The sequence below is a fragment of the Vibrio sp. WZ-1 genome (genome assembly GCF_052037695.1).
Classification (GTDB): Bacteria; Pseudomonadota; Gammaproteobacteria; order Enterobacterales; family Vibrionaceae; genus Vibrio.
The window spans coordinates 35,751-55,598 of record NZ_JBQEQR010000052.1 but is presented as its reverse complement, the minus strand read 5'-3'; the positions used below and the strand labels follow the sequence as shown (position 1 = coordinate 55,598).

14 protein-coding genes are annotated in these 19,848 nt (G+C 46.2%); 3 read left to right on the top strand and 11 right to left on the bottom strand.

Annotated elements, in window-relative coordinates; genetic code table 11:
- The first annotated feature begins 105 nt into the window (after window positions 1–105).
- A complete protein-coding gene (gene yjgA / locus ACTS60_RS03825) occupies window positions 106–633 on the top strand; it encodes a ribosome biogenesis factor YjgA (RefSeq protein ID WP_440887199.1) in 528 nt (175 codons plus the stop codon).
- 68 nt (window positions 634–701) lie between these two features.
- On the opposite strand, the gene ACTS60_RS03820 is transcribed toward yjgA, so the two are convergent.
- Together ACTS60_RS03820 and rluA are read right to left on the bottom strand one after the other, a co-directional pair.
- Entirely contained in the window at window positions 702–1,664 is a 963-nt protein-coding gene (locus ACTS60_RS03820) for a D-2-hydroxyacid dehydrogenase (protein WP_440887198.1), read from the bottom strand.
- A 32-nt stretch (window positions 1,665–1,696) separates the two neighbouring features.
- Window positions 1,697–2,449 carry a bifunctional tRNA pseudouridine(32) synthase/23S rRNA pseudouridine(746) synthase RluA gene (gene rluA / locus ACTS60_RS03815; RefSeq protein ID WP_440887197.1) on the bottom strand — a complete coding sequence of 251 codons (753 nt, stop codon included), beginning with the start codon at window positions 2,447–2,449 and terminating at the stop codon, window positions 1,697–1,699.
- 238 nt (window positions 2,450–2,687) lie between these two features.
- Here rluA and ACTS60_RS03810 point away from each other — a divergent pair, with 238 nt between their 5' ends.
- A complete protein-coding gene (locus tag ACTS60_RS03810; RefSeq protein WP_440887196.1) occupies window positions 2,688–3,953 on the top strand; it encodes an NRAMP family divalent metal transporter in 1,266 nt (421 codons plus the stop codon).
- Between the two features lie 92 nt (window positions 3,954–4,045).
- Here the strand turns inward: ACTS60_RS03810 and rapA are convergent, their stop codons facing one another.
- Complete coding sequence (rapA, locus tag ACTS60_RS03805) at window positions 4,046–6,955, bottom strand: RNA polymerase-associated protein RapA (protein WP_440887195.1); 2,910 nt, start codon at window positions 6,953–6,955, stop codon at window positions 4,046–4,048.
- 548 nt (window positions 6,956–7,503) lie between these two features.
- Between rapA and ACTS60_RS03800 the strand changes: the two genes are divergently transcribed.
- Entirely contained in the window at window positions 7,504–8,880 is a 1,377-nt protein-coding gene (locus ACTS60_RS03800) for a PhoH family protein (protein WP_440887194.1), read from the top strand.
- 70 nt (window positions 8,881–8,950) lie between these two features.
- Here the strand turns inward: ACTS60_RS03800 and tldD are convergent, their stop codons facing one another.
- The 8 genes from tldD to ACTS60_RS03760 form a co-directional block, all read right to left on the bottom strand.
- Window positions 8,951–10,396 carry a metalloprotease TldD gene (gene tldD / locus ACTS60_RS03795; RefSeq protein ID WP_440887193.1) on the bottom strand — a complete coding sequence of 482 codons (1,446 nt, stop codon included), beginning with the start codon at window positions 10,394–10,396 and terminating at the stop codon, window positions 8,951–8,953.
- An 11-nt stretch (window positions 10,397–10,407) separates the two neighbouring features.
- Entirely contained in the window at window positions 10,408–11,229 is an 822-nt protein-coding gene (locus ACTS60_RS03790) for a carbon-nitrogen hydrolase family protein (RefSeq protein ID WP_440887192.1), read from the bottom strand.
- Window positions 11,230–11,268: 39 nt separating this feature from the next.
- Window positions 11,269–15,153 carry a YhdP family protein gene (locus tag ACTS60_RS03785; RefSeq protein ID WP_440887191.1) on the bottom strand — a complete coding sequence of 1,295 codons (3,885 nt, stop codon included), beginning with the start codon at window positions 15,151–15,153 and terminating at the stop codon, window positions 11,269–11,271.
- Window positions 15,154–15,164: 11 nt separating this feature from the next.
- Complete coding sequence (rng, locus tag ACTS60_RS03780; protein ID WP_071236282.1) at window positions 15,165–16,634, bottom strand: ribonuclease G; 1,470 nt, start codon at window positions 16,632–16,634, stop codon at window positions 15,165–15,167.
- A gap of 19 nt (window positions 16,635–16,653) precedes the next feature.
- Window positions 16,654–17,223: a Maf family protein gene (locus ACTS60_RS03775; RefSeq protein WP_440887190.1), complete on the bottom strand. Its 570-nt coding sequence runs from the start codon at window positions 17,221–17,223 to the stop codon at window positions 16,654–16,656.
- 4 nt (window positions 17,224–17,227) lie between these two features.
- Window positions 17,228–17,716: a rod shape-determining protein MreD gene (gene mreD / locus ACTS60_RS03770; RefSeq protein ID WP_440887189.1), complete on the bottom strand. Its 489-nt coding sequence runs from the start codon at window positions 17,714–17,716 to the stop codon at window positions 17,228–17,230.
- The gene (gene mreC / locus ACTS60_RS03765) at window positions 17,706–18,596 is read right to left on the bottom strand and encodes a rod shape-determining protein MreC (RefSeq protein ID WP_045391577.1); all 891 of its coding nucleotides are present in this window, start codon (window positions 18,594–18,596) and stop codon (window positions 17,706–17,708) included. Before mreC ends, mreD begins: the two co-directional genes overlap by 11 nt.
- Window positions 18,597–18,776: 180 nt before the next feature.
- Window positions 18,777–19,820: a rod shape-determining protein gene (locus tag ACTS60_RS03760; protein WP_005381144.1), complete on the bottom strand. Its 1,044-nt coding sequence runs from the start codon at window positions 19,818–19,820 to the stop codon at window positions 18,777–18,779.
- Window positions 19,821–19,848: the final 28 nt, after the last annotated feature.

The window sequence follows — 19,848 nt, the reverse complement described above, 5'->3', positions numbered from 1 at the left end:
TTCACATCATGTCTTCAATGCACAATAGAATAACAAGAATTTCGCTTTCTCCCCACGATTCTTGTTAAAATAGTCATAATATTAATCAAAACACAGGCAACTGAAATGGCACGTAAGAATCAAAAAGCGCCATGGGAACCAGAAGAAGAGATCATCTGGGTAAGTAAATCCGAGATGAAGCGAGACATGGAAGAGCTGCAAAAGCTTGGTGAAGAGCTTGTTGGCCTTAAGCCAGCGGTTCTAGAAAAGTTTCCATTGAGCGAAGACCTGCGAGAAGCAATTGCTGATGCACAGCGCTTTAAAAATGAAGCGCGTCGCCGTCAGCTACAACGTATCGGTAAATTGATGCGTTATGAAGATCCAGAGCCAATCCAAGCGGCACTAGACAAAGTTCGCAACAAGCACTCACAAGCAACTGCTGCATTGCACAAGCTTGAAGCGCTGCGTGATCGCGTTGTCGAAGAAGGCGATAAAGCGATTGACGATGTTATGGAACTTTACCCAGAAGCAGACCGTCAACGTCTACGCCAACTTGCTCGCCAAGCAGCGAAAGAGAAGAAAGCCGGTAAACCAGCAAAATCTTACCGTGAAATCTTCCAAATTCTAAAAGCATTGAACGACGAAGAAATCTAATTCAGCGCAATAAGAAAACCAAAAAGCAGACCCTGAGTCTGCTTTTTTTTACCTTCATCGTTCTAACATCACGCTAAGCGATTGAGACTTTCACCACGCTCAAAGGCGTTAATGTTCTCAATTAAGATCTCAGCTAGCCGCTGAATCGAAGAGTCACTGCCCCACGCAACATGCGGCGTCAGCAGCAAATTAGGCAAATGCATGTTGGCAATCAACGGATTACTCTCATCAGCAGGTTCCTGAGTAAAAACATCAAACCCAGCCGCAGCGATCTCCCCTTGTATCAATCCATCCACCAAAGCATATTCGTCCACCAAACCACCACGTCCGGTATTAATCACAATAGAAGTCGGCTTCATCAGCTTGAGTTCAGCTTCACCTATCAAGTCATGCGTCTCTTCATTTAACGGACAATGCAGTGTAATGGCGTCGGCTTGAACAAGCATCTCAGCAAAAGAGACATAGCCTTCTCGACAGTCAATTACACCTTTGCGCTCTGCAAATATGACATTCATACCTAACGCTTTGGCCAGTTGTGCCGTCGCCTGACCTAATGCGCCGCTGCCAACGACACCTAATGTACTGCCCGCAACGTCACCGATCGGATGCGTAAAAAAACAAAACTGCTTATTGCGTTGCCACTCACCTGCGGCAATATCTTGGTGATAGCCAAACAAATTACGACGCAAGGCAAGCAGCATTGCGATAACGTGTTCTGGTACAGAACGAGTCGCATAACCACGTACGTTTGCGACCGCAATATTGTGCTCAGCGCAATAGTTAATATCGACATTATTAAAACCCGTTGCCGCCACGGCAATCATCTTGAGATTAGGGAGTAGAGAGAGAACGGTTTGATCGAGCACCACTTTGTTGCTTATTACGATATCCGCATCAGAAAGTCTCTCAACAACTTGCTCAGGAGAGCTCAGATCGTATTCCACCCAATCATGGGCAAAGCTGGGACGAGGTACCTGAATTTGAGCGGGAATGGTCGCACGGTCGAGGAAGACCACTTTAGGCAGTGACATAACAACTCCTTGTTCACTGCCTAAAGATGAATTTATGGGCGAGGCAGTGTTTTGTAATCTGGTAATTTACGCGCTGGGTCGAAATAGTCAAAGATCATCGCTTCCGCTTCCGGGTAAAAATCACAAGGAACAAAAATACTACGCAACCAGTCTGTTTTCGGATGGTAGAAGCTCAGCTCTGCGGCATGCAGTTCCAGGCGTTCAGAGAAGACTTTCGCTTCTTCGGTTGCGTAAAACTCATCGCCCACAATTGGGTGACCTAATGCTTGCATGTGGACACGCAGCTGATGCGAACGTCCAGTGATAGGCAACAAACGCACGATCGTGGTCTTCGAACCATCAGGATGCTCTTCTCTCTTCGCAACTTGGAATAAGGTTTTTGAGGGCTTACCGTCTTCAAAGCAGACTTTCTGCAACGGGCGGTTCGGCCAATCACAGATCAGCGGTAGATCAATCTCACCTTCTTCTTGCTCGATATGGCCCCAAACGCGAGCGTAGTAAATCTTATGCGTCAAACGGTACTGAAACTGTTTCTTTAAAGCACTTTCTGCACGTTTGTTCTTCGCCAGCACCATCAAACCGGAAGTCGACATATCCAAACGGTGTACCACTTGAATATCTGGATACTGCTCAGTGAGCCGACTCCACATACTGTCATAGTGCTCAGCAAGACGCCCCGGCACAGAGAGCAGACCGGATGGCTTATTTACCGCCAAAATTTGCTCATCTTCAAAAACGACATCAATCCAAGGTTCAGTTGGTGGATTGTACTCAAGCATTGCCATGGGCAGGATCTCTACAGAATAAAAACGCGCTGATTATACCCAAGAGACCTCAAGATGCATGCACAAAACACGATTAATTTTGTCACCAACAACCATCGATATAACTTTTTGAAATAACAAAACTTAGCAAGTCAACTTGATAGAAAAAATAAAAACAAACCAGATTGTAAATTTAAATTGACAACCATACTAAGCATGTTACTTATAGTTCTTAGTAGATAAAAAAGGACAATCACAAATGGAATCGGCAGTACCAGACCAACCCCAATCCAAAATCTCCCAATTTGCACGCTCATTGGGTCCCGGCATTCTTATGGCTTCGGCTGCGGTAGGTGGCTCACACCTTGTTGCCTCAACTAAGGCTGGGGCAATTTATGGCTGGCAACTCGCCTTGCTTATCCTGCTGGTAAATCTTTTTAAATACCCATTTTTCAGAGCAGGTGTGCAATACACTATGGGCACAGGTAAAACGCTGGTCGAGGGCTACGCGAAGCTTGGTCGTCCTTATCTGTGGCTGTTCTTGTTTCTCAGCTCAGTTTCAGCGGTGATCAACACAGCAGCACTTCTGATGTTCAGTGCGAGCTTGTTGGGCTACTTCATTCCATTTTCATTGTCGATGGCATCACTCAGCATCATCGTGTTGGTGACGTGTTTGGTGATCCTCTTTGCGGGTCATTACAAAGCGCTGGATACGCTCTCGAAAGTCATCATGACGGTTTTGACTATTGCAACATTGCTAGCAGTAGCGATTGCATTTGGTAACCCGGTAGAGCCTGTTGCGAACTTTGAATCCCCTTCTCCTTGGTCAATTGCTGCAATCGGCTTTATCGTCGTAACCATGGGCTGGATGCCAGCACCGATCGAAATCTCATGCTTGACGTCTGCGTGGCTAAAACGCCAGACCAGCCAACAAGAAGTGACAGCGAAATCAGCCCTGTTTGATTTCAACGTCGGCTACATTGGTACGGCATTATTGGCGTTGGTATTTGTATCGCTAGGTGCGTTGATGCTGCATGGTTCAAGTATTGAGCTTAAGAGCTCTGGCGTGGGCTTCTCCCACCAGCTTGTCGGCTTGTACGCTGCGACTATTGGCGAGTGGTCACGCTACCTAATTGCGGTGATTGCATTCTTCTGCATCTTCGGCAGTACAATCACCGTGATCGATGGCTACTCTCGTGTGATCTCGGACTCTCAACGCCTACTGCGCTCACAACCAGAGACCGATCCAAAAGCGACGTCGGCGATCATGCTAACGGTATCGGTATTGGCATTAGGCATTGTGGTGTTCTGGGCTTCAGCACTGCTACCCATGCTGAACTTTGCTATGGTGCTGGCGTTTATGACCACACCTTTCTTCGCGCTACTGAACTACATTCTGGTGAGCAAAACCGACTTACCTAAGCCATTAGCACTGGGGCGTAAATTGAAGTGGTTGTCGATTGCTGGCTTGATTTACTTATTCGGCTTCTTAGCGCTGTTTATTTGGTGGAAGTGGCTAATGTAATTAGCTATTTGCTGAGCCGCTGAGATAAACACCCCTCAGATAAAGAAAAAGGTCTTCAATTGAAGACCTTTTTTCGTGTGTTTGAACGCTGATTAGTTATGGCTGACTACAATCAGACGTAGCGAATCTAGCTGAACCTGAGCTTGGTTGATATAACCTGTTAGCTCTTTGATTTGTTCTTCAATCGCTTCAATCTCTTCGTCACGGATGTTCGGGTTAACCGCTTTCAGTGCTTGTAGACGCTCAAGTTCTGCATTCAAGCTTTGCTGCATGTCTTGATGCGCTTGCTTGCGAACTTCTTCCACTTTCTGCTCAACCAACGCGTCGCCCGCCTCAATCAAATGATGAACATCTTTCTGTACTGAAGTAACAAGCTTGCTGCCAAGGTGACGGTTTACCGGGCTAAGCTGACGGTTAAAGCCTTCAAACTCAACCTGAGAAGACAGATCGTTGCCACGAGCATCCATCATCATGCGAATTGGCGTCTTCGGAAGGAAGCGAGTAATGCCGCTGCGTTTTGGCGCTTGGGCGTCAACTGCATAAATAAGCTCAAGCAGGATAGTACCAACTGGCAGAGCCTTGTTCTTCAGTAGAGAAACCGCTGACGTACCCACACCTTCGCTCATCAGCAAATCGATACCACCTTGAATCATTGGGTGTTCCCAACTGATAAAGTTCATATCTTCACGAGAGAGCGCCGTATCACGGTCAAATGTAATTGTCGCACCTTCATATGGCAGACCTGGGTAGCTCGGTACCATCATGTGCTCTGATGGCGTTACTACCAGCGCATTTTCACCTTTGTCATCTTGGTTCAGACCAATGGTGTCGAACAGAGACAGTGCAAACGTTACTAGATTGGTATCACCATCTGTCGATGAGATTTTTTCAACGATTTGCTGCGCTTTCTCGCCACCATTTGAGTGCATCTCTAGCAGACGGTCACGACCTTGCTCAAGTTGTGATTTCAGCTCTTTGTTCATCTTCGCAGATTCTTCAATCACGTCATCAAGATTTGAAGTATCGCCAGATGCCAACATTTCAATCAGTGCATCAGCATACTTATCGTAAACCGCGCGACCAGTCGGACAGGTTTCAGAGAACGCGTTCAGACCTTCATCAAACCAACGTGCAAGGATCGCTTGCGACGTACCTTTAAGGTAAGGCACGTGAATATCGATATCACGATTTTGACCGATACGATCAAGGCGACCAATACGCTGCTCTAACAAGTCTGGGTTAAACGGCAAATCGAACATCACAAGCTGGTTAGCAAACTGGAAGTTACGACCTTCTGAACCGATCTCACTACAAATTAGCACCTGTGCGCCGCCCTCTTCTTGCGCGAAGTAAGCAGCTGCTTTATCACGCTCAAGGATCGACATGCCTTCGTGGAATACAGTTGCACGAATACCTTCACGCTCACGCAGTGCCTGCTCAAGTTGCAGCGCGGTGCTTGCACGAGAAGCGATAACCAGCACTTTGTCGCTACGCTTCTCTTTTACTTTTTCAAGTAGCCAGTTAACACGTGAATCGAATTGCCACCAGCTTGAATCTTCGCCTTCAAACTCTTGGAAAATCTCTTCTGGGTAAAGGTTCTTCACCGCACGTGCTTCTGGTGTCATCTTGCCACCGATCATGCCAGATACACGCATTGAAGTGGTGTACTGCTGCGGAATGTCCATTGGCATTAGATGCACGTTACGCTTCGGGAAGCCTTTGATAGCAGCACGCGTGTTGCGGAACAGCACTCGACCCGTACCGTGACGATCCATCAGGTTGTCGATCAGCTCTTGGCGTGCTGAGGTTTTCGCTTCTTCATCGCTGTCGCTTTCTATAATGCGGAATAGCGGCTCAACGTCTTGCTCAGAAAGTAGTTCTGTAATTTGGTTTTTCGCTTCGTCAGGCAGTTTCTCACCTGAGAACAGCGACGTGATAGCGTCAGCAACTGGTGCGTATTGCTCCTCTTCTTCAACGAATGCGTCGTAATCGTAGAAACGATCTGGGTCTAGAAGACGTAGACGAGCAAAGTGACTCTCGCGACCTAACTGCTCTGGTGTTGCGGTTAGCAGTAGTACACCTGCAGTGCGTTCTGCCAAGCCTTCGACCACTTGGTATTCACGGCTTGGTTTATCTTGGCTCCACTCTAGATGGTGCGCTTCATCGACAACCAATAGATCCCACTCGCCTTCTAGCGCTTGTTCAAAACGCTTGCGGCTCTTACGTAGGAAGTCTAGTGAACACAGCACGTATTGCTGTGTATCGAATGGGTTTTCTGCTTCTGCGAATGCTTCAATACAGCGTTCTTCATCGAAGATAGAGAAGTGCAGGTTGAAACGACGCATCATCTCTACTAGCCACTGGTGTTGCAGTGTCTCTGGTACCACGATCAGAATACGTTCAGCACGACCTGACAGCACTTGCTGATGGATGATCATGCCCGCTTCGATGGTTTTACCTAGACCTACTTCGTCCGCGAGCAAAACGCGAGGCGCGTGACGACGACCGACTTCGTGCGCGATGTAAAGCTGATGAGGGATCAAACCTGCGCGCATGCCACACAGACCACGCATTGGGCTCTTGTGTTGTTCAAATTGGTTTTGTAGCGCACGGTAGCGAAGTACGAAGTTGTCCATGCGGTCGATTTGACCTGCGTACAACTTGTCTTGCGGTTTGTTAAAACGAATGTGGTTGCTTAGGAAGATTTCACGCAACACGATCGCCGTTTCTTGCGTGTCTTCACGAGTACCGAAATAGGTGTATAGACCTTCATCTTCCAGTACTTCTTCAACTTTTAATGACCAACCTTCTTGGCAATCGATGACATCACCGACGTTGAACGTTACTCGGGTAACTGGTGCATCGTTACGTGCGTAAACTCGGTTTTCCTCTGATGCTGCAAACATCAATGTCACAGTACGAGCATCCATTGCTACTACGGTACCTAAACCTAAATCGCTTTCCGTATCGCTAATCCAGCGCTGCCCCAAAGCAAATGTCATGAATTGACTACCTCGTTATTAGTTCTTGATTCGTATTTCTTGTTGGTCCACCCATCCCGATGGGCATGGGTAATAGTTTAGATCTGATTCTGGCTTCTGCTATGCCAATCGAGCTTGTCATGCCACTATTGCTGAACATTTTTAAGCCAGCTAAGCATAATAATTCTCTCATAGCCTATGCCCAGAAAAAGGTCGCTAATCTTACTTGAAGCTGTGATTTAGGTCACGTCGAAACGGCTTTAACGGCAAACTTTTTTTCCTGAATTAGGAATGCAATCAAATTGTAAAAAACTCATGACAATTATTGACTTGTAGGAAGTAAATATTACGTATACTTCTATTGAGGGGCGCTTAGAGTTATTAAATATGATTTGAGCGCATTAAGTACACGATTAGGATCAACACGGGTTTGCTAGTAAGTTGTCTTGCTACTCGGTTGCACACTAACCGACATTGCCCGACAACCTCTATTGCAAGCAATTAGGGTTAGGAAGAGTTTTCCTTCTTAACTTTTAGCCAGCAAAGCCGCGCTGCGGCAAGGAGACGCTATGGGCGATACCGATCGGAAACTGTTTGTACTCGATACCAACATTCTTCTTCATGAACCCTTCGCCATCTTCTCTTTCCAAGAACACGATGTCGTCATTCCAATGACTGTGTTAGAAGAACTCGACCGAATCAAAGACAGTAAACGCGATGTAGCAAGGGATGCACGCGTTGCCATTCGCGCCTTGGAAGATCTGTTTAAAGACGCGACACCGGATGAAATCTCAGAAGGTATTCCAGTATCCAAAGACAACCCTAACCAAGGCACCATTTCTATTTTGGCGGACTTCGAATTGCAGGAAACCGTCAAAGCCTTCGCCGACAAAGCCGGTGACAATCGCATTCTCAATGCAGTGCTTTACCTACAAAATAAACGCGCACCGCGAGAAGTTGTGCTCGTAACCAAAGACATTAATATGCGCTTGCGTGCCAAAGGCGCTGGCGTTCGTTTTGTTGAAGACTATCGTACGGATCAACTGATTGATGATATCCAATACCTAACCAAAGGCTTTCAGCAACGTGAAGGCAATTTTTGGAGCGGTGTGGATGAAGTTGAGAGCTACGCACTGGGTGGAAAAACGTTCCATAAACTCGGCCGCGAACCGTTCGATCCGACCTTTATTAATCAATATATGATTGATGAGGAAAGTGATTTTGTAGGGCGAGTAGAAACCATCGATGAAGACAAACTGACGCTACTCGATCTAAGTCGCGAACGCATGATGCATCGTCGCGCTTGGGACATTACACCAAAAAATATCTATCAAGGCATGGCAATGGATGCCCTACTCGATCCTGATATTGATTTGGTGATTCTGACCGGTGCCGCAGGTAGTGGTAAAACACTCCTCGCCATGGCAGCAGCTCTGGAACAAACCATTGAAAAAGGCATGTTCGATAAAATCATCGTAACGCGTAACACGCCGGACATTGGCGAGTCGATTGGTTTCTTACCAGGTTCGGAAGAAGAGAAAATGATGCCATGGTTGGCAGCGGTGACCGATACTTTGGAAGCCCTGCATAAGAACGACCACTGCACCGAAGGATCTATGAAGTACATCTGTGATAAAGCCAACATTCAGTTTAAATCGATTAACTTTATGCGTGGCCGCTCTATCCAGAATGCGTTTGTCTTGCTCGATGAGTGTCAGAACTTAACCGCTTCACAAATCAAAACCATCATCACCCGCTGTGGTGAAGGGACGAAGATTGTGTGTTCCGGTAACTTGGCACAGATTGACTCCCATTACCTCACACCTGTGACGTCTGGTTTGACTTATATGGTTGAACGTTTCAAGAACTTCGAAGGCAGCGCCAACATTCACCTCAATGGTGTGGTGCGCAGTCGCTTAGCAGAGTTTGCTGAAGAGAACCTATAGCGAATCCTCTCCCTCTAAAAGCAAAAGAGCGCTCAATGAGCGCTCTTTTTAATATTGCTTCAGATAAAGCTTACTCAGTACCACCAACAGTAATGGAGTCTAGCTTCAATGTTGGCTGACCAACACCAACGGGTACGCTTTGGCCCGCTTTACCACACACACCAACACCTTTATCGATGCTTAGGTCGTTACCCACCATAGAAACTTGCTGCATCGCCTCGATACCAGAGCCGATAAGCGTTGCGCCCTTCACTGGACGAGTGATTTTGCCATCTTCTATTAAGTAAGCTTCCGATGCTGAGAACACGAACTTACCTGAAGTGATGTCTACCTGACCGCCACCAAAGTTTGGTGCATAGAGACCCTTCTTCACGGTAGAGATGATCTCTTCTGGCGTGTGCTCACCCGGTAACATGTAAGTGTTCGTCATACGTGGCATCGGTAGGTGCGCGTATGACTCACGGCGACCGTTACCGGTTGGATTTACACCCATTAGACGTGCGTTCAGCTTATCTTGCATGTAGCCTTTTAGCACACCATTTTCGATCAGTGTGTTGTATTGACCGTTCACACCTTCATCATCCACGTTCAATGAGCCGCGCATATCTTTCAGTGTGCCATCATCCACGATAGTACAAAGCGGAGACGTCACTTGTTCACCCATTTTGCCAGAGAATACGGATGACTCTTTGCGGTTGAAGTCACCTTCTAAACCGTGACCTACTGCTTCGTGCAGCAATACGCCCGGCCAGCCAGAGCCAAGTACCACAGGCATCATACCTGCAGGAGCCGCTTCCGCTTCTAGGTTAACCAGCGCCATACGAATCGCTTCATCAGCAAATTGGAATGCTTGTTTCACACCATCAGTTTCCGACAGGAAGAAGTCGTAACCGAAGCGACCACCGCCACCAGCACTGCCGCGCTCACGACGATCGCCTTTTTCGGCTAGAACACTGATTGAAAGGCGAACAAGTGGGCGAATATCACCAGCGTAAGTACCGTCGGTTGCAGCAACCAACATTTGCTCATGCACACCACTGATGCTGATCGACACTTCTTTGATAAGTGGCTCTTTGGTGCGGATGTACGCATCCAGCGACAACAACAGTTCGGTTTTTTGTTGCTTTTCCCAGCTTGCTAGTGGGTTCAGCGCATCGTAGTAAGCTTGGTTATCAGAACGTTTGAACGCATGTACTTTGCCGTTTTGACCTTGCTGTGCAATACCACGCGCTGCAATCGCACTTTGCTTCAAACCTTCTAATTGAATTTGGTCTGAATAGGCGAAACCGGTTTTCTCGCCTGTGACTGCACGTACACCGACACCACAGTCAATATTGAAAGAGCCATCTTTAATGATGCTGTCTTCTAGAACCAGAGACTCGTGCCAGCTGGACTGAAAATAGATGTCCGCGTAATCGATCTGACGTGTTGCAATGCTCGCTAGAGTGTCAGCGATGTCTTGCTCTGTCAGGCCGTTTGGGGCAAGGAGTGCCTGTTCTATTTGGTTTATGCTCATAGTTAGCTCTTTTATTTCCGTTTCAATTCATTTTGAAAGCGACTGTGTTGAGTCAGCGGCATATTCTGCCTTACTTGCTGGTTGTGTGACAAATCTATCTCAGCCACCAGCAATCCTACTTGGTCATTCAATTGTTGATGAACGCATCCCCAAGGGTCAATCACCATCGAGTGCCCCCAGGTTTGGCGACCACAGGGGTGAGCTCCCGTCTGCCCACCGGCGAGAATCCAGCATTGGCTTTCTATCGCTCGTGCTCTTAGCAGTATTTCCCAATGCGCTTCACCCGTAACAGCGGTAAACGCCGCTGGCACAACAATAACTTGAGCGCCTGCTAGACGTAACGCTTTAAACAATTCAGGAAAGCGTACGTCGTAGCAAATACTTAGTCCTACTGTACCAATATTAGTCTCAGCCGTGACAATATCATTGCCCGCAGTAAAGGTATCTGATTCACGATAACTGCCATGGCCATCTGCGACATCAACATCAAACATGTGTAGCTTATCGTAATGAGCAATACATTCCCCCTCAGGAGAAAAGACCAATGTTGTTGTTGTGACGCCTTGGTCTGTGCGAATCGGCATGCTACCCAAGATCAGAGTCAACTGGTGCTGTTTAGCGATACCAGATAAGCGCTGCTGAATTGGACCATCACCGAACACTTCTGCGCTGAAATGATACGCCTCACGATTGGCAAATTGCGTAGCATTCTCAGGCGTCAAAACCAGCTTAGCGCCTTGCTCGGCAGCTAGTGCACATTGCTTGGCGATAAAGTCCAGATTCTCAACAATATCTGGCCCCGATGTCATTTGAATGATGCCAACACGTTCCATGTTTTCTATTCCTTGTCCGTCAGAGGGCAAACAGCGAGATTATTTTGCTTGCTCACGCAGTTTTTCTGGCAACTTGTATTCACCTTTACTACGCGAAATCTCTTTTACGGTTGGCGAATCCAGTGGTCCTTTCACTTCATAGTTAACTTGCGTGAAGACCTCGACTACGGGAGAAATCACTGTAGAAATCGCGAGAACATACAATGCTGTTTGAGGGGCGACCGCAAATGCCGTCAGCATTGGAATACCTGATGTAATATCTGGAGTAAATTTCACTTCCGCATCAACAAGTCGCGTGTTCATATCAGCAATACCACGGATCTGCATTTCACCAGCCAAGGCATCCATAACTATGTCATTAGTGATAAACACGCCATCTTGAATCTTGCCAGTCCCAGTAATTGAGTTGAACGCGAGACCTTTATCAAATACGTCGGTAAAATCGAGCTGCATTTTACGAATGATCGAATCCAAGCTGAATAAACCTAGTAATCGCGCTGCACCGCTGACTTCAGTGATCACGCCTTTACCAAATTCACTAGATACCTCTCCTTGTAGGCTCTGAGTCTTCATTGCCCACGGGGCACCGTCCCAGTCTAAATTTGCATCAATTTCGAATGGCGCCTGTTGTATGCCAGAAGTAATACCAAAACGCTCCATCAAGTCACTATTGTTTTCACCTTGAACCTTCATGGTGAGATTCGAATGGCTGCGCTCTTTGCTTAGTTCCCACCAACCATTCATATCGACTCTATTCTGGCCACTGCTGAAGGTGACATTTTTCCATTCAAGGCGGTTATCACGACGCTCAAGTTCTACGTTAACCTTACCCACTTTGTAACCTTGCAACCAAAAATCGTCGATATTCAGCGTTAAGTTTGGCATCTCCGCATGAAACTTACGATCAAAGTTTGAGATAAGCGGAGCCGCTTGGTCTTCACTGGCAAACAACGAATTGCGCTCTTTTGTCATCTCATCAAAACCAGGAATATAAAGGTGCAAGTGTTCCAGTGAAACCGATAAATCGTAAGGCTTGAGGTAGTTAGCTTTGCCTTTTACCTCTTGGCTATTAACATCTAATAGCCAGCTTAAGTTCTTCTTACGTGCAGTTAGATCGACATCGTGAAACTCTATGCCAGCCAATTGAAGGGTTTGCACGTCTAAATCAATATTAGTTGGTTTAGGAATAGTTGGTGTCGCCATCTCAGAAAGCACAGACGGAGCATCACTTACTGGAACATTCATCAGTTCCGCCCAGCGATCTATGCTCAGTTCATCCAAGCGAATTGAAGCATGGTGACCAACAATTGGATTCATTCTAAAACCACCATTCCCTATCACAAGATTGGTCGCGGTAAGTTCAGGAACGTTACCAGTAATATCGATTTCAGTTTGATATTTTGCACTTGGTAATTGCAAGCGTGCAGAAATCACCTCTTGATTGCCTGAAGCTTGTAACTTTGCTGTACCAGCTTCTCCAGCCGCCTTAGCTAGTGGATACGGGTATTCGCTTACCAATTGGTTCAATTTTGCGATCACATCCAGTTGGTAAGTAAAGCCCACATCATTGAGTTGGAGAGCTACATCCATCTGCCACGGCGCATGGCCAGAAACTAGACTTAACCAACGCTCACCTAAGTAAGGTTTGAGAGGGTCGACTTCCCAATCACCCAAGGTGTTAATCGACACGTTGTAGCCTTGCTCAGCATTCTCTCCACGGAAGTCGAGAGAGATAGGTTGGTTTAACAACTTGGCAGACAAGCCCGATGTCGTCACCACGTCGTTATCAAACTTGATTCGTCCTGTCGCATTTTCTAGTCGCATTGGTGGTGCATCAATATCAACACGATTATTTTTAAGATCCGCATAACCCCAAGCTCGCGCATCTTTTTCCATATCAAATGGAATATTTAGCTGAAACTCAGAATAAACCGGACCGCTCACTTGCAATGCCGTTAGTGCAGCCCCCACCGAATCTACCAATGGCGTGGCCATCATGTAGTCACGCACTTCGTTACCCGGCGCGCTTGCCTTCGCTTCAATTTCGATGTGACCACCTTCGGCCAATTCAGGAATGCGACCTGTGATTCGTTTGGCTTTAACACCATTCAACGTCGCCGATTTGGAATCCAAATACATCGCATCGTTTTCAAATAGCAGATCCAGTTGTAAGTTGGTAATGGTTGGCCACGCAGTATCAAAACTGAACTTTGCATCCTTTAGCCCAACCCAAGCTTGGAATATACCTTCGTGATTTTTGTATGGGAAATCACCCAGTTCGCCATACCAAAGTAGTTTCGCGGCATTGACCTTACCACCTTGAATCGCGGTAGATAGGTAGTCAGTCAAATCTTGCCCAAGTGCTAATGTCGGCAAGTAGCGCCATGTTTCACCAGCGTTGTAGAGGTCCGCTTCCGCATAAAAAGAGAGGAATGGGCTTTGCTCTTTCGGGAAATCCAAACGGAACGCGCCAAGCACCTGCAAATCAGGGGTTGCTGCAGTCACTTTGTCCGACCACAAACGCCAACCCTCTTCATCTTGCTGCCAAATGATGTCCACTTCACCTTGCTTAATATTCAAAGGGGCTTGGAATACATCACCGTACGGGAAGACATCATCAATAACCGTGACTTTGGCTTTGGCCTGCTCTAGGTTACCCGCCACTTTACCCTGCACATGACTGAAACCAGGAAGCAGTTCCCATTGGGTTAATCCGAGTTCATCCACTTCAGCAGAATATCGCAGTGTGTCTAATCCCCCATTCATCGATAGACGAATGTCTTCCACTCGTCCTTTTGGTGCTAGTTTATCGAGAAAATCGGTAATCGACTCAGACTCGGGGGCCAATTTCACCAACGGTGTTAGCGCTTCTATATCTAATTGAGAAAAGTTGAGTAACCAACCATTTGGCTGCCAGTCAAAAGCGACATCCAGCTCTGGCCATGGTCTGTCGTCTGTGCGAATTTGCAGTGAGTGACCATTTACTTTCCAGCCTTTTTTATCTGGAGAAAGCTTGAAAATACCTGACTCTAACAACAACTCGTGTCGGCCTTTCTCGTTCCACACCAACTCAGATGGTTGTAGATCGACATAAGCATAACTTGGCTGGCTGTGCCTTAGCGTAAGCCAAGTATTGAGGCTGACTTTACCCGATTCGATGCCAGATTCATTTTGCATGTAAGTGGTGAGCCAAGGTGTAACAGAAACCTCTTTAGCACTCACATAAAACTCACCAGAGATATCACGCAATGAACCGTGGTCGATAAAGTTAGCACGCACTAACAATGAGTTGAGACTCGCGTCTGCAATGCTCACGGTTCCTTCTGCGAGGTGGTGTTTACCTTGGTTACTCCAACGAAGTTGTCCGATATCTAAACGACGCGTTTCACCTGAAATGGACTTATACCAAACCTGAGAATTGGTAATGGTAAAATCTTCAAACTGACGCAATAACAACGAGTCTAATTTATCAATAAGAGAGGACTCATTGCTTCTTAATTCGGGTTTAGCTGGTGATGCTGGGCTACCTTCTACTGATAGAAGATCGATATTACGAATATCTAATGCAAGATCTTGAATAGTAAGATCAGCAACAACCGGCTTAAGAGAAAAGAGTGACTGGATAAGGTCAAACTCAATTTGTATTTCATCAACAGCGAAACTTGCATCTTGGTTGTTTGGCAGGTTCGCCTGAAGACCTTGCAAAGCGATTGAAGGGTGACTATTTCGCCATGCGCCACTCACGCTAGCGATAGAAAAATCAAAACCTGTGCCTTGCTTGACCCAGGTTTTGATTTCATCTTGAAAGTGATTAAGTTGTGGCAACGCTATACGTAATGTGGTGACAATAATGGCCAACGACACCAAAATTGTCACTACACTCCACGCAATAACGCGTCCGAAACGGTTAAAACCAGAATTCACAAATATTCCAATTACATCATCACAACATCAAACTGCTCTTGAATATAAAGAGGCTCAGCTTGAATGCGCACTTGCTTACCAATAAAGACTTCTAATTCAGCTAAGGCATGAGACTCATCACCAAGTAGCGTTTCTGCAACCGATGGTGAAGCATACACAACAAAGTTATCGGCGTCGTAAGCACGATTAACTCGTGTAATTTCACGTAAGATCTCGTAGCAAACTGTTTCGACAGTTTTAACGCTGCCACGCCCTTCACAAGTAGGACAACCTGAACAAAGGATATGTTCAATACTTTCACGCGTGCGCTTACGTGTCATCTCAACCAAACCAAGCTGAGTAAAGCCATTAATGTTGGTTTTCACTCGATCTTTCGATAACGCAGTTTCGAGCGAGGTTAGTACTCGCTTACGGTGCTCTTCAGATGCCATATCGATAAAGTCGATGATGATAATACCACCGAGGTTGCGTAGGCGCAGTTGACGAGCAATAGCTTGAGTCGCCTCAACGTTAGTATTGAAGATAGTTTCTTCTAGATTACGACGACCAACAAAAGCTCCAGTATTGATGTCTACTGTGGTCATCGCTTCCGTTTGATCGATAATCAGGTAACCGCCAGACTTGAGTTCAACTTTGCGTTCCAAAGAGCGTTGAATTTCGTTCTCGGTGTCATACATATCAAAGATGGGCTTATCACCTTCGTAAAGCTCAAGCTTATCTGTCAGCTCAGGGACGTACTCCGAGGTGAACTCTTTCAGGTTCTCGTACTCAAGGCGAGAGTCGACCATGACTTTATCAAGCTCTGTGCCGACAAAGTCACGCAGGATACGTTGTGCTAAACCTAACTCACCATACAACGTCGAACGCGTTTTGTATTTTGAGCGACGCTCCATCACTTTTTGCCACAAGCGCTTCAAAAAGGCAGCGTCTTGAGACAGTTCCTTCTCATCTGCACCTTCTGCTGCGGTTCGAATAATAAAGCCACCGTGCTCATCACAATAATGATTCACAACTTTCTTTAAACGCTCGCGTTCGCTTTCGCTTTCAATACGTTGAGAAACACCTACATGGCTAGCACCAGGCATAAAAACTAAGTAGCGAGACGGAAGAGTAATATCGGTGGTCAGGCGAGCGCCTTTGGTGCCAAGCGGGTCTTTCACTACCTGAACAACAATATCCTGTCCCTGACGAACTAACTCAGAAATATCACGAACCTGAAATTGTTGTTTTTCGTTCTCTGCCACACATTCGGTATGGGGAACGATATCTGATGCGTGTAGAAATGCCGCTTTATCCAGACCAATATCGACAAACGCCGCTTGCATACCAGGCAATACTCGGCTTACTTTGCCTTTATAGATATTGCCAACGATACCGCGACGGGATTCTCGTTCTATATGAACTTCTTGTAGCACTCCACCTTCAATCATGGCCACGCGAGTTTCACTCGGGGTCACGTTAAGCAGCAACTCTGCACTCATGTGCACACCTCAAAAACAATTATAAAAATTCTTGGAGCAGCTGGTCAGTTTCAAAAAGAGGTAAGCCCACTACAGCGTGATAACTTCCTTCTATGCGAGTGACAAATCGTCCCCCGAGGCCTTGAATACCGTAACTGCCAGCTTTATCGCATGGTTCCCCTGACTGCCAATATTGTTGTATTTCTTCTTCGGTCAGGTTCTTAAACCACACATCAGTGATGACAACCACTGAATGTTGTTGTTCGGAAGACACGACACTGACTGCTGTCATGACTTGATGTTGGCGTCCAGATAGGAGATCTAGCATTCGCTTAGAATCAGCATAACTCTTGGGCTTTTCTAACACTTGGTTATCGCACACCACTACGGTATCTGAACCCAATACAATCGAATCAGGCTTAGCTAATGCTAAGCCTGCTAGAGCCTTTTCCATTGAGAGACGCAACACGTAGTCTTTTGCCTGCTCATGATCTTGTTTTGCTTCCTCGATATCTGGAAGCACAATATCAAAGTCATAACCTAACTGAGCAAGCAGTTCTTTTCTTCTTGGTGAGCCCGAAGCAAGAACCAGAGACAAGCCTTTAATCAAAACGCTACCTTACGTGCCACAAACGACGAATACGTCGCATCAATAAAAACATCCATGGCCAGAGTATACAGTTAATTGCAGCCGTCCACAGAGATAATGGGTTAAATACTACGTCTTGATTCAAATATTCCCCGCAGAATATCAATACCTCTAAAAGCACAGTTAATGCAGCAATTAATATGGATTGCTGCCAAAGTGCCATATTGCGAATTACGAGGAAGTTCAACGCAACTAGGTATATCACTATCGACATCATCATGCCGCGAATACCAAGCGTTGAGCCAATTAGAATATCCCACAGTAAACCCAGCACCAATGCAGTGCCAACATTGACACGGTTCGGCAGCGCAAGTACCCAATAACAGGTCACAAGAAACAGCCAAGAAGGTCTTAGTAAGTCTAATACTCCAGGCCAAGGGATCGTCTGTAACGTTAAGGCGACAAAAAAGCTAACACCAATAACGAGACGGCTTCGAAATGCACTATTGGCCATTGCTTACCTCATGTTCAGTGTCTTCTTCTGCATTAGACTGCAAAACTTTATGTTGTCTGTCTTCATTTGGCCAAATCAACAGCAAGTACCTTAAGCGGTCAAACTCAACCACTGGCTCAGCTTTAATAGAAGCAAACTCTTGTCGAGTATCGTGATCAACAACCGTCACATTCGCAACTGGGTAACCTTCTGGATAAATACCACCGAGACCAGAAGTAACCAATAAGTCACCCACTTGGATGTCTGTACTAGTAGGAATATGCTCTAATTGAATTTCATCAATCTCACCGTTGCCTGACGCAATAACGCGTATGTCGTTTCGAATAACCTGTACTGGGATAGCATTTTTTGCATCAGTAAGCAGAAGTACGCGAGCATTATGTGCCGCAACGAACGTCACTTGACCGACAATACCTTTTTCATTGATAACTGGCTGGCCAACATATACGCCGTCAATCTTGCCTTTATCAATCACCACTTGATGACGATATGGTGAAGTATCTACCGCCATAACTTCGGTAACCACTTTCTTCTCATCACGGACAAATGAAGAACCAAGTAGCTTACGCAGACGTTGGTTTTCTTCTTTGTATTGATCAAGCAAGATAAGCTCACTCTTAAGGCGTAACACCTCGCGCTTAAGGCTGCGGCTGTTTTCAAGTAACGTTTGGCGGGTATTCATGCGTTCAAACGCCCCATCAAACATGGTACGAGGTAAGTTAGCGGCATATTGAATAGGTGCCACCATACTATTTAGTAAGTATCGGACACTTGAGAATGTGTCTAGACGACTGTCTGCAAGCATTAAACTAGCAGAAACTATGACAGCAAAAAAAAGACGGAATTGCAGAGAGGGGCCTCTGCCAAAAATCGGTTTCATCTTGTTTTTGACCTGATCGCTACTATCATCATTGGCCTTTGTTTGGCAACCTTATTGCTGAGCAGAGTAGATGAATAATCGTTTGATTCCAATCAGAAAATAAGCTTGTAGCATGAGTGGATTAATAAGAGTCGTGAACAAGAAAAGTGAAGCCCTGTGATAAGGGCTTCATGCTCTTACTTATTCTTCAGAGAAAAGATCGCCACCGTGCATGTCGATCATTTCTAGTGCTTTACCGCCACCACGAGCGACACACGTTAGTGGATCTTCAGCGATAACCACTGGAATTCCCGTTTCTTCCATTAGTAGACGGTCTAGGTCTTTCAGTAGTGCACCACCACCAGTAAGAACCATACCGTTTTCAGAGATATCCGACGCTAGCTCTGGCGGACATTGCTCAAGAGCAACCATCACTGCTGATACGATGCCAGATAGCGGCTCTTGAAGCGCTTCTAGGATTTCGTTTGAGTTCAGGCTAAAGCTACGAGGCACACCTTCTGCTAGGTTGCGACCACGAACTTCGATCTCTTGAACTTCATCACCTGGGTAAGCTGAACCGATTTCGTGTTTGATCTTTTCAGCCGTTGCTTCACCAATCAAGCTACCGTAGTTACGACGCACGTAGTTGATCACAGCTTCGTCAAAACGGTCACCACCAATACGTACCGAAGAAGAGTAAACCACACCGTTTAGTGAGATAACGGCAACTTCAGTTGTACCACCACCAATATCAACCACCATTGAACCTGTTGGCTCAGATACACGTAGACCTGCACCAATTGCCGCCGCCATTGGCTCGTCAATAAGGTAAACTTCACGCGCACCCGCACCTAGTGCAGATTCACGAATCGCACGACGCTCAACTTGAGTAGAACCACAAGGAACACAAACTAGTACGCGTGGGCTTGGTTTAAGGATGCTGTTGTCATGCACTTGTTTAATGAAGTGTTGAAGCATCTTCTCGGTTACGTAGAAGTCCGCGATTACACCGTCTTTCATTGGACGGATAGCTGAGATATTACCCGGTGTACGACCAAGCATCTGTTTTGCTGCGTGACCGACAGCAGCAACGCTTTTTGCAGAACCTACACGATCTTGACGAATAGCAACTACAGAAGGTTCATCTAGGACAATACCCTGTCCTTTTACGTAAATTAGAGTGTTGGCAGTACCTAAATCGATAGATAGGTCGTTAGAAAACATGCCACGAAGTTTTTTAAACATACTCTTCGCTCATCCTGCAAAAATTTAG

What these genes read in the sequence shown, in the direction of transcription:
- yjgA (WP_440887199.1), top strand. Translation starts at nt 106, where the DNA reads ATGGCACGTAAGAATCAAAAAGCGCCATGGGAACCAGAAGAAGAGATC.
- ACTS60_RS03820 (WP_440887198.1), bottom strand. Translation starts at nt 1,664, where the DNA reads ATGTCACTGCCTAAAGTGGTCTTCCTCGACCGTGCGACCATTCCCGCT.
- rluA (WP_440887197.1), bottom strand. Translation starts at nt 2,449, where the DNA reads ATGGCAATGCTTGAGTACAATCCACCAACTGAACCTTGGATTGATGTC.
- ACTS60_RS03810 (WP_440887196.1), top strand. Translation starts at nt 2,688, where the DNA reads ATGGAATCGGCAGTACCAGACCAACCCCAATCCAAAATCTCCCAATTT.
- rapA (WP_440887195.1), bottom strand. Translation starts at nt 6,955, where the DNA reads ATGACATTTGCTTTGGGGCAGCGCTGGATTAGCGATACGGAAAGCGAT.
- ACTS60_RS03800 (WP_440887194.1), top strand. Translation starts at nt 7,504, where the DNA reads ATGGGCGATACCGATCGGAAACTGTTTGTACTCGATACCAACATTCTT.
- tldD (WP_440887193.1), bottom strand. Translation starts at nt 10,396, where the DNA reads ATGAGCATAAACCAAATAGAACAGGCACTCCTTGCCCCAAACGGCCTG.
- ACTS60_RS03790 (WP_440887192.1), bottom strand. Translation starts at nt 11,229, where the DNA reads ATGGAACGTGTTGGCATCATTCAAATGACATCGGGGCCAGATATTGTT.
- rng (WP_071236282.1), bottom strand. Translation starts at nt 16,634, where the DNA reads ATGAGTGCAGAGTTGCTGCTTAACGTGACCCCGAGTGAAACTCGCGTG.
- mreD (WP_440887189.1), bottom strand. Translation starts at nt 17,716, where the DNA reads ATGGCCAATAGTGCATTTCGAAGCCGTCTCGTTATTGGTGTTAGCTTT.
- mreC (WP_045391577.1), bottom strand. Translation starts at nt 18,596, where the DNA reads ATGAAACCGATTTTTGGCAGAGGCCCCTCTCTGCAATTCCGTCTTTTT.
- ACTS60_RS03760 (WP_005381144.1), bottom strand. Translation starts at nt 19,820, where the DNA reads ATGTTTAAAAAACTTCGTGGCATGTTTTCTAACGACCTATCTATCGAT.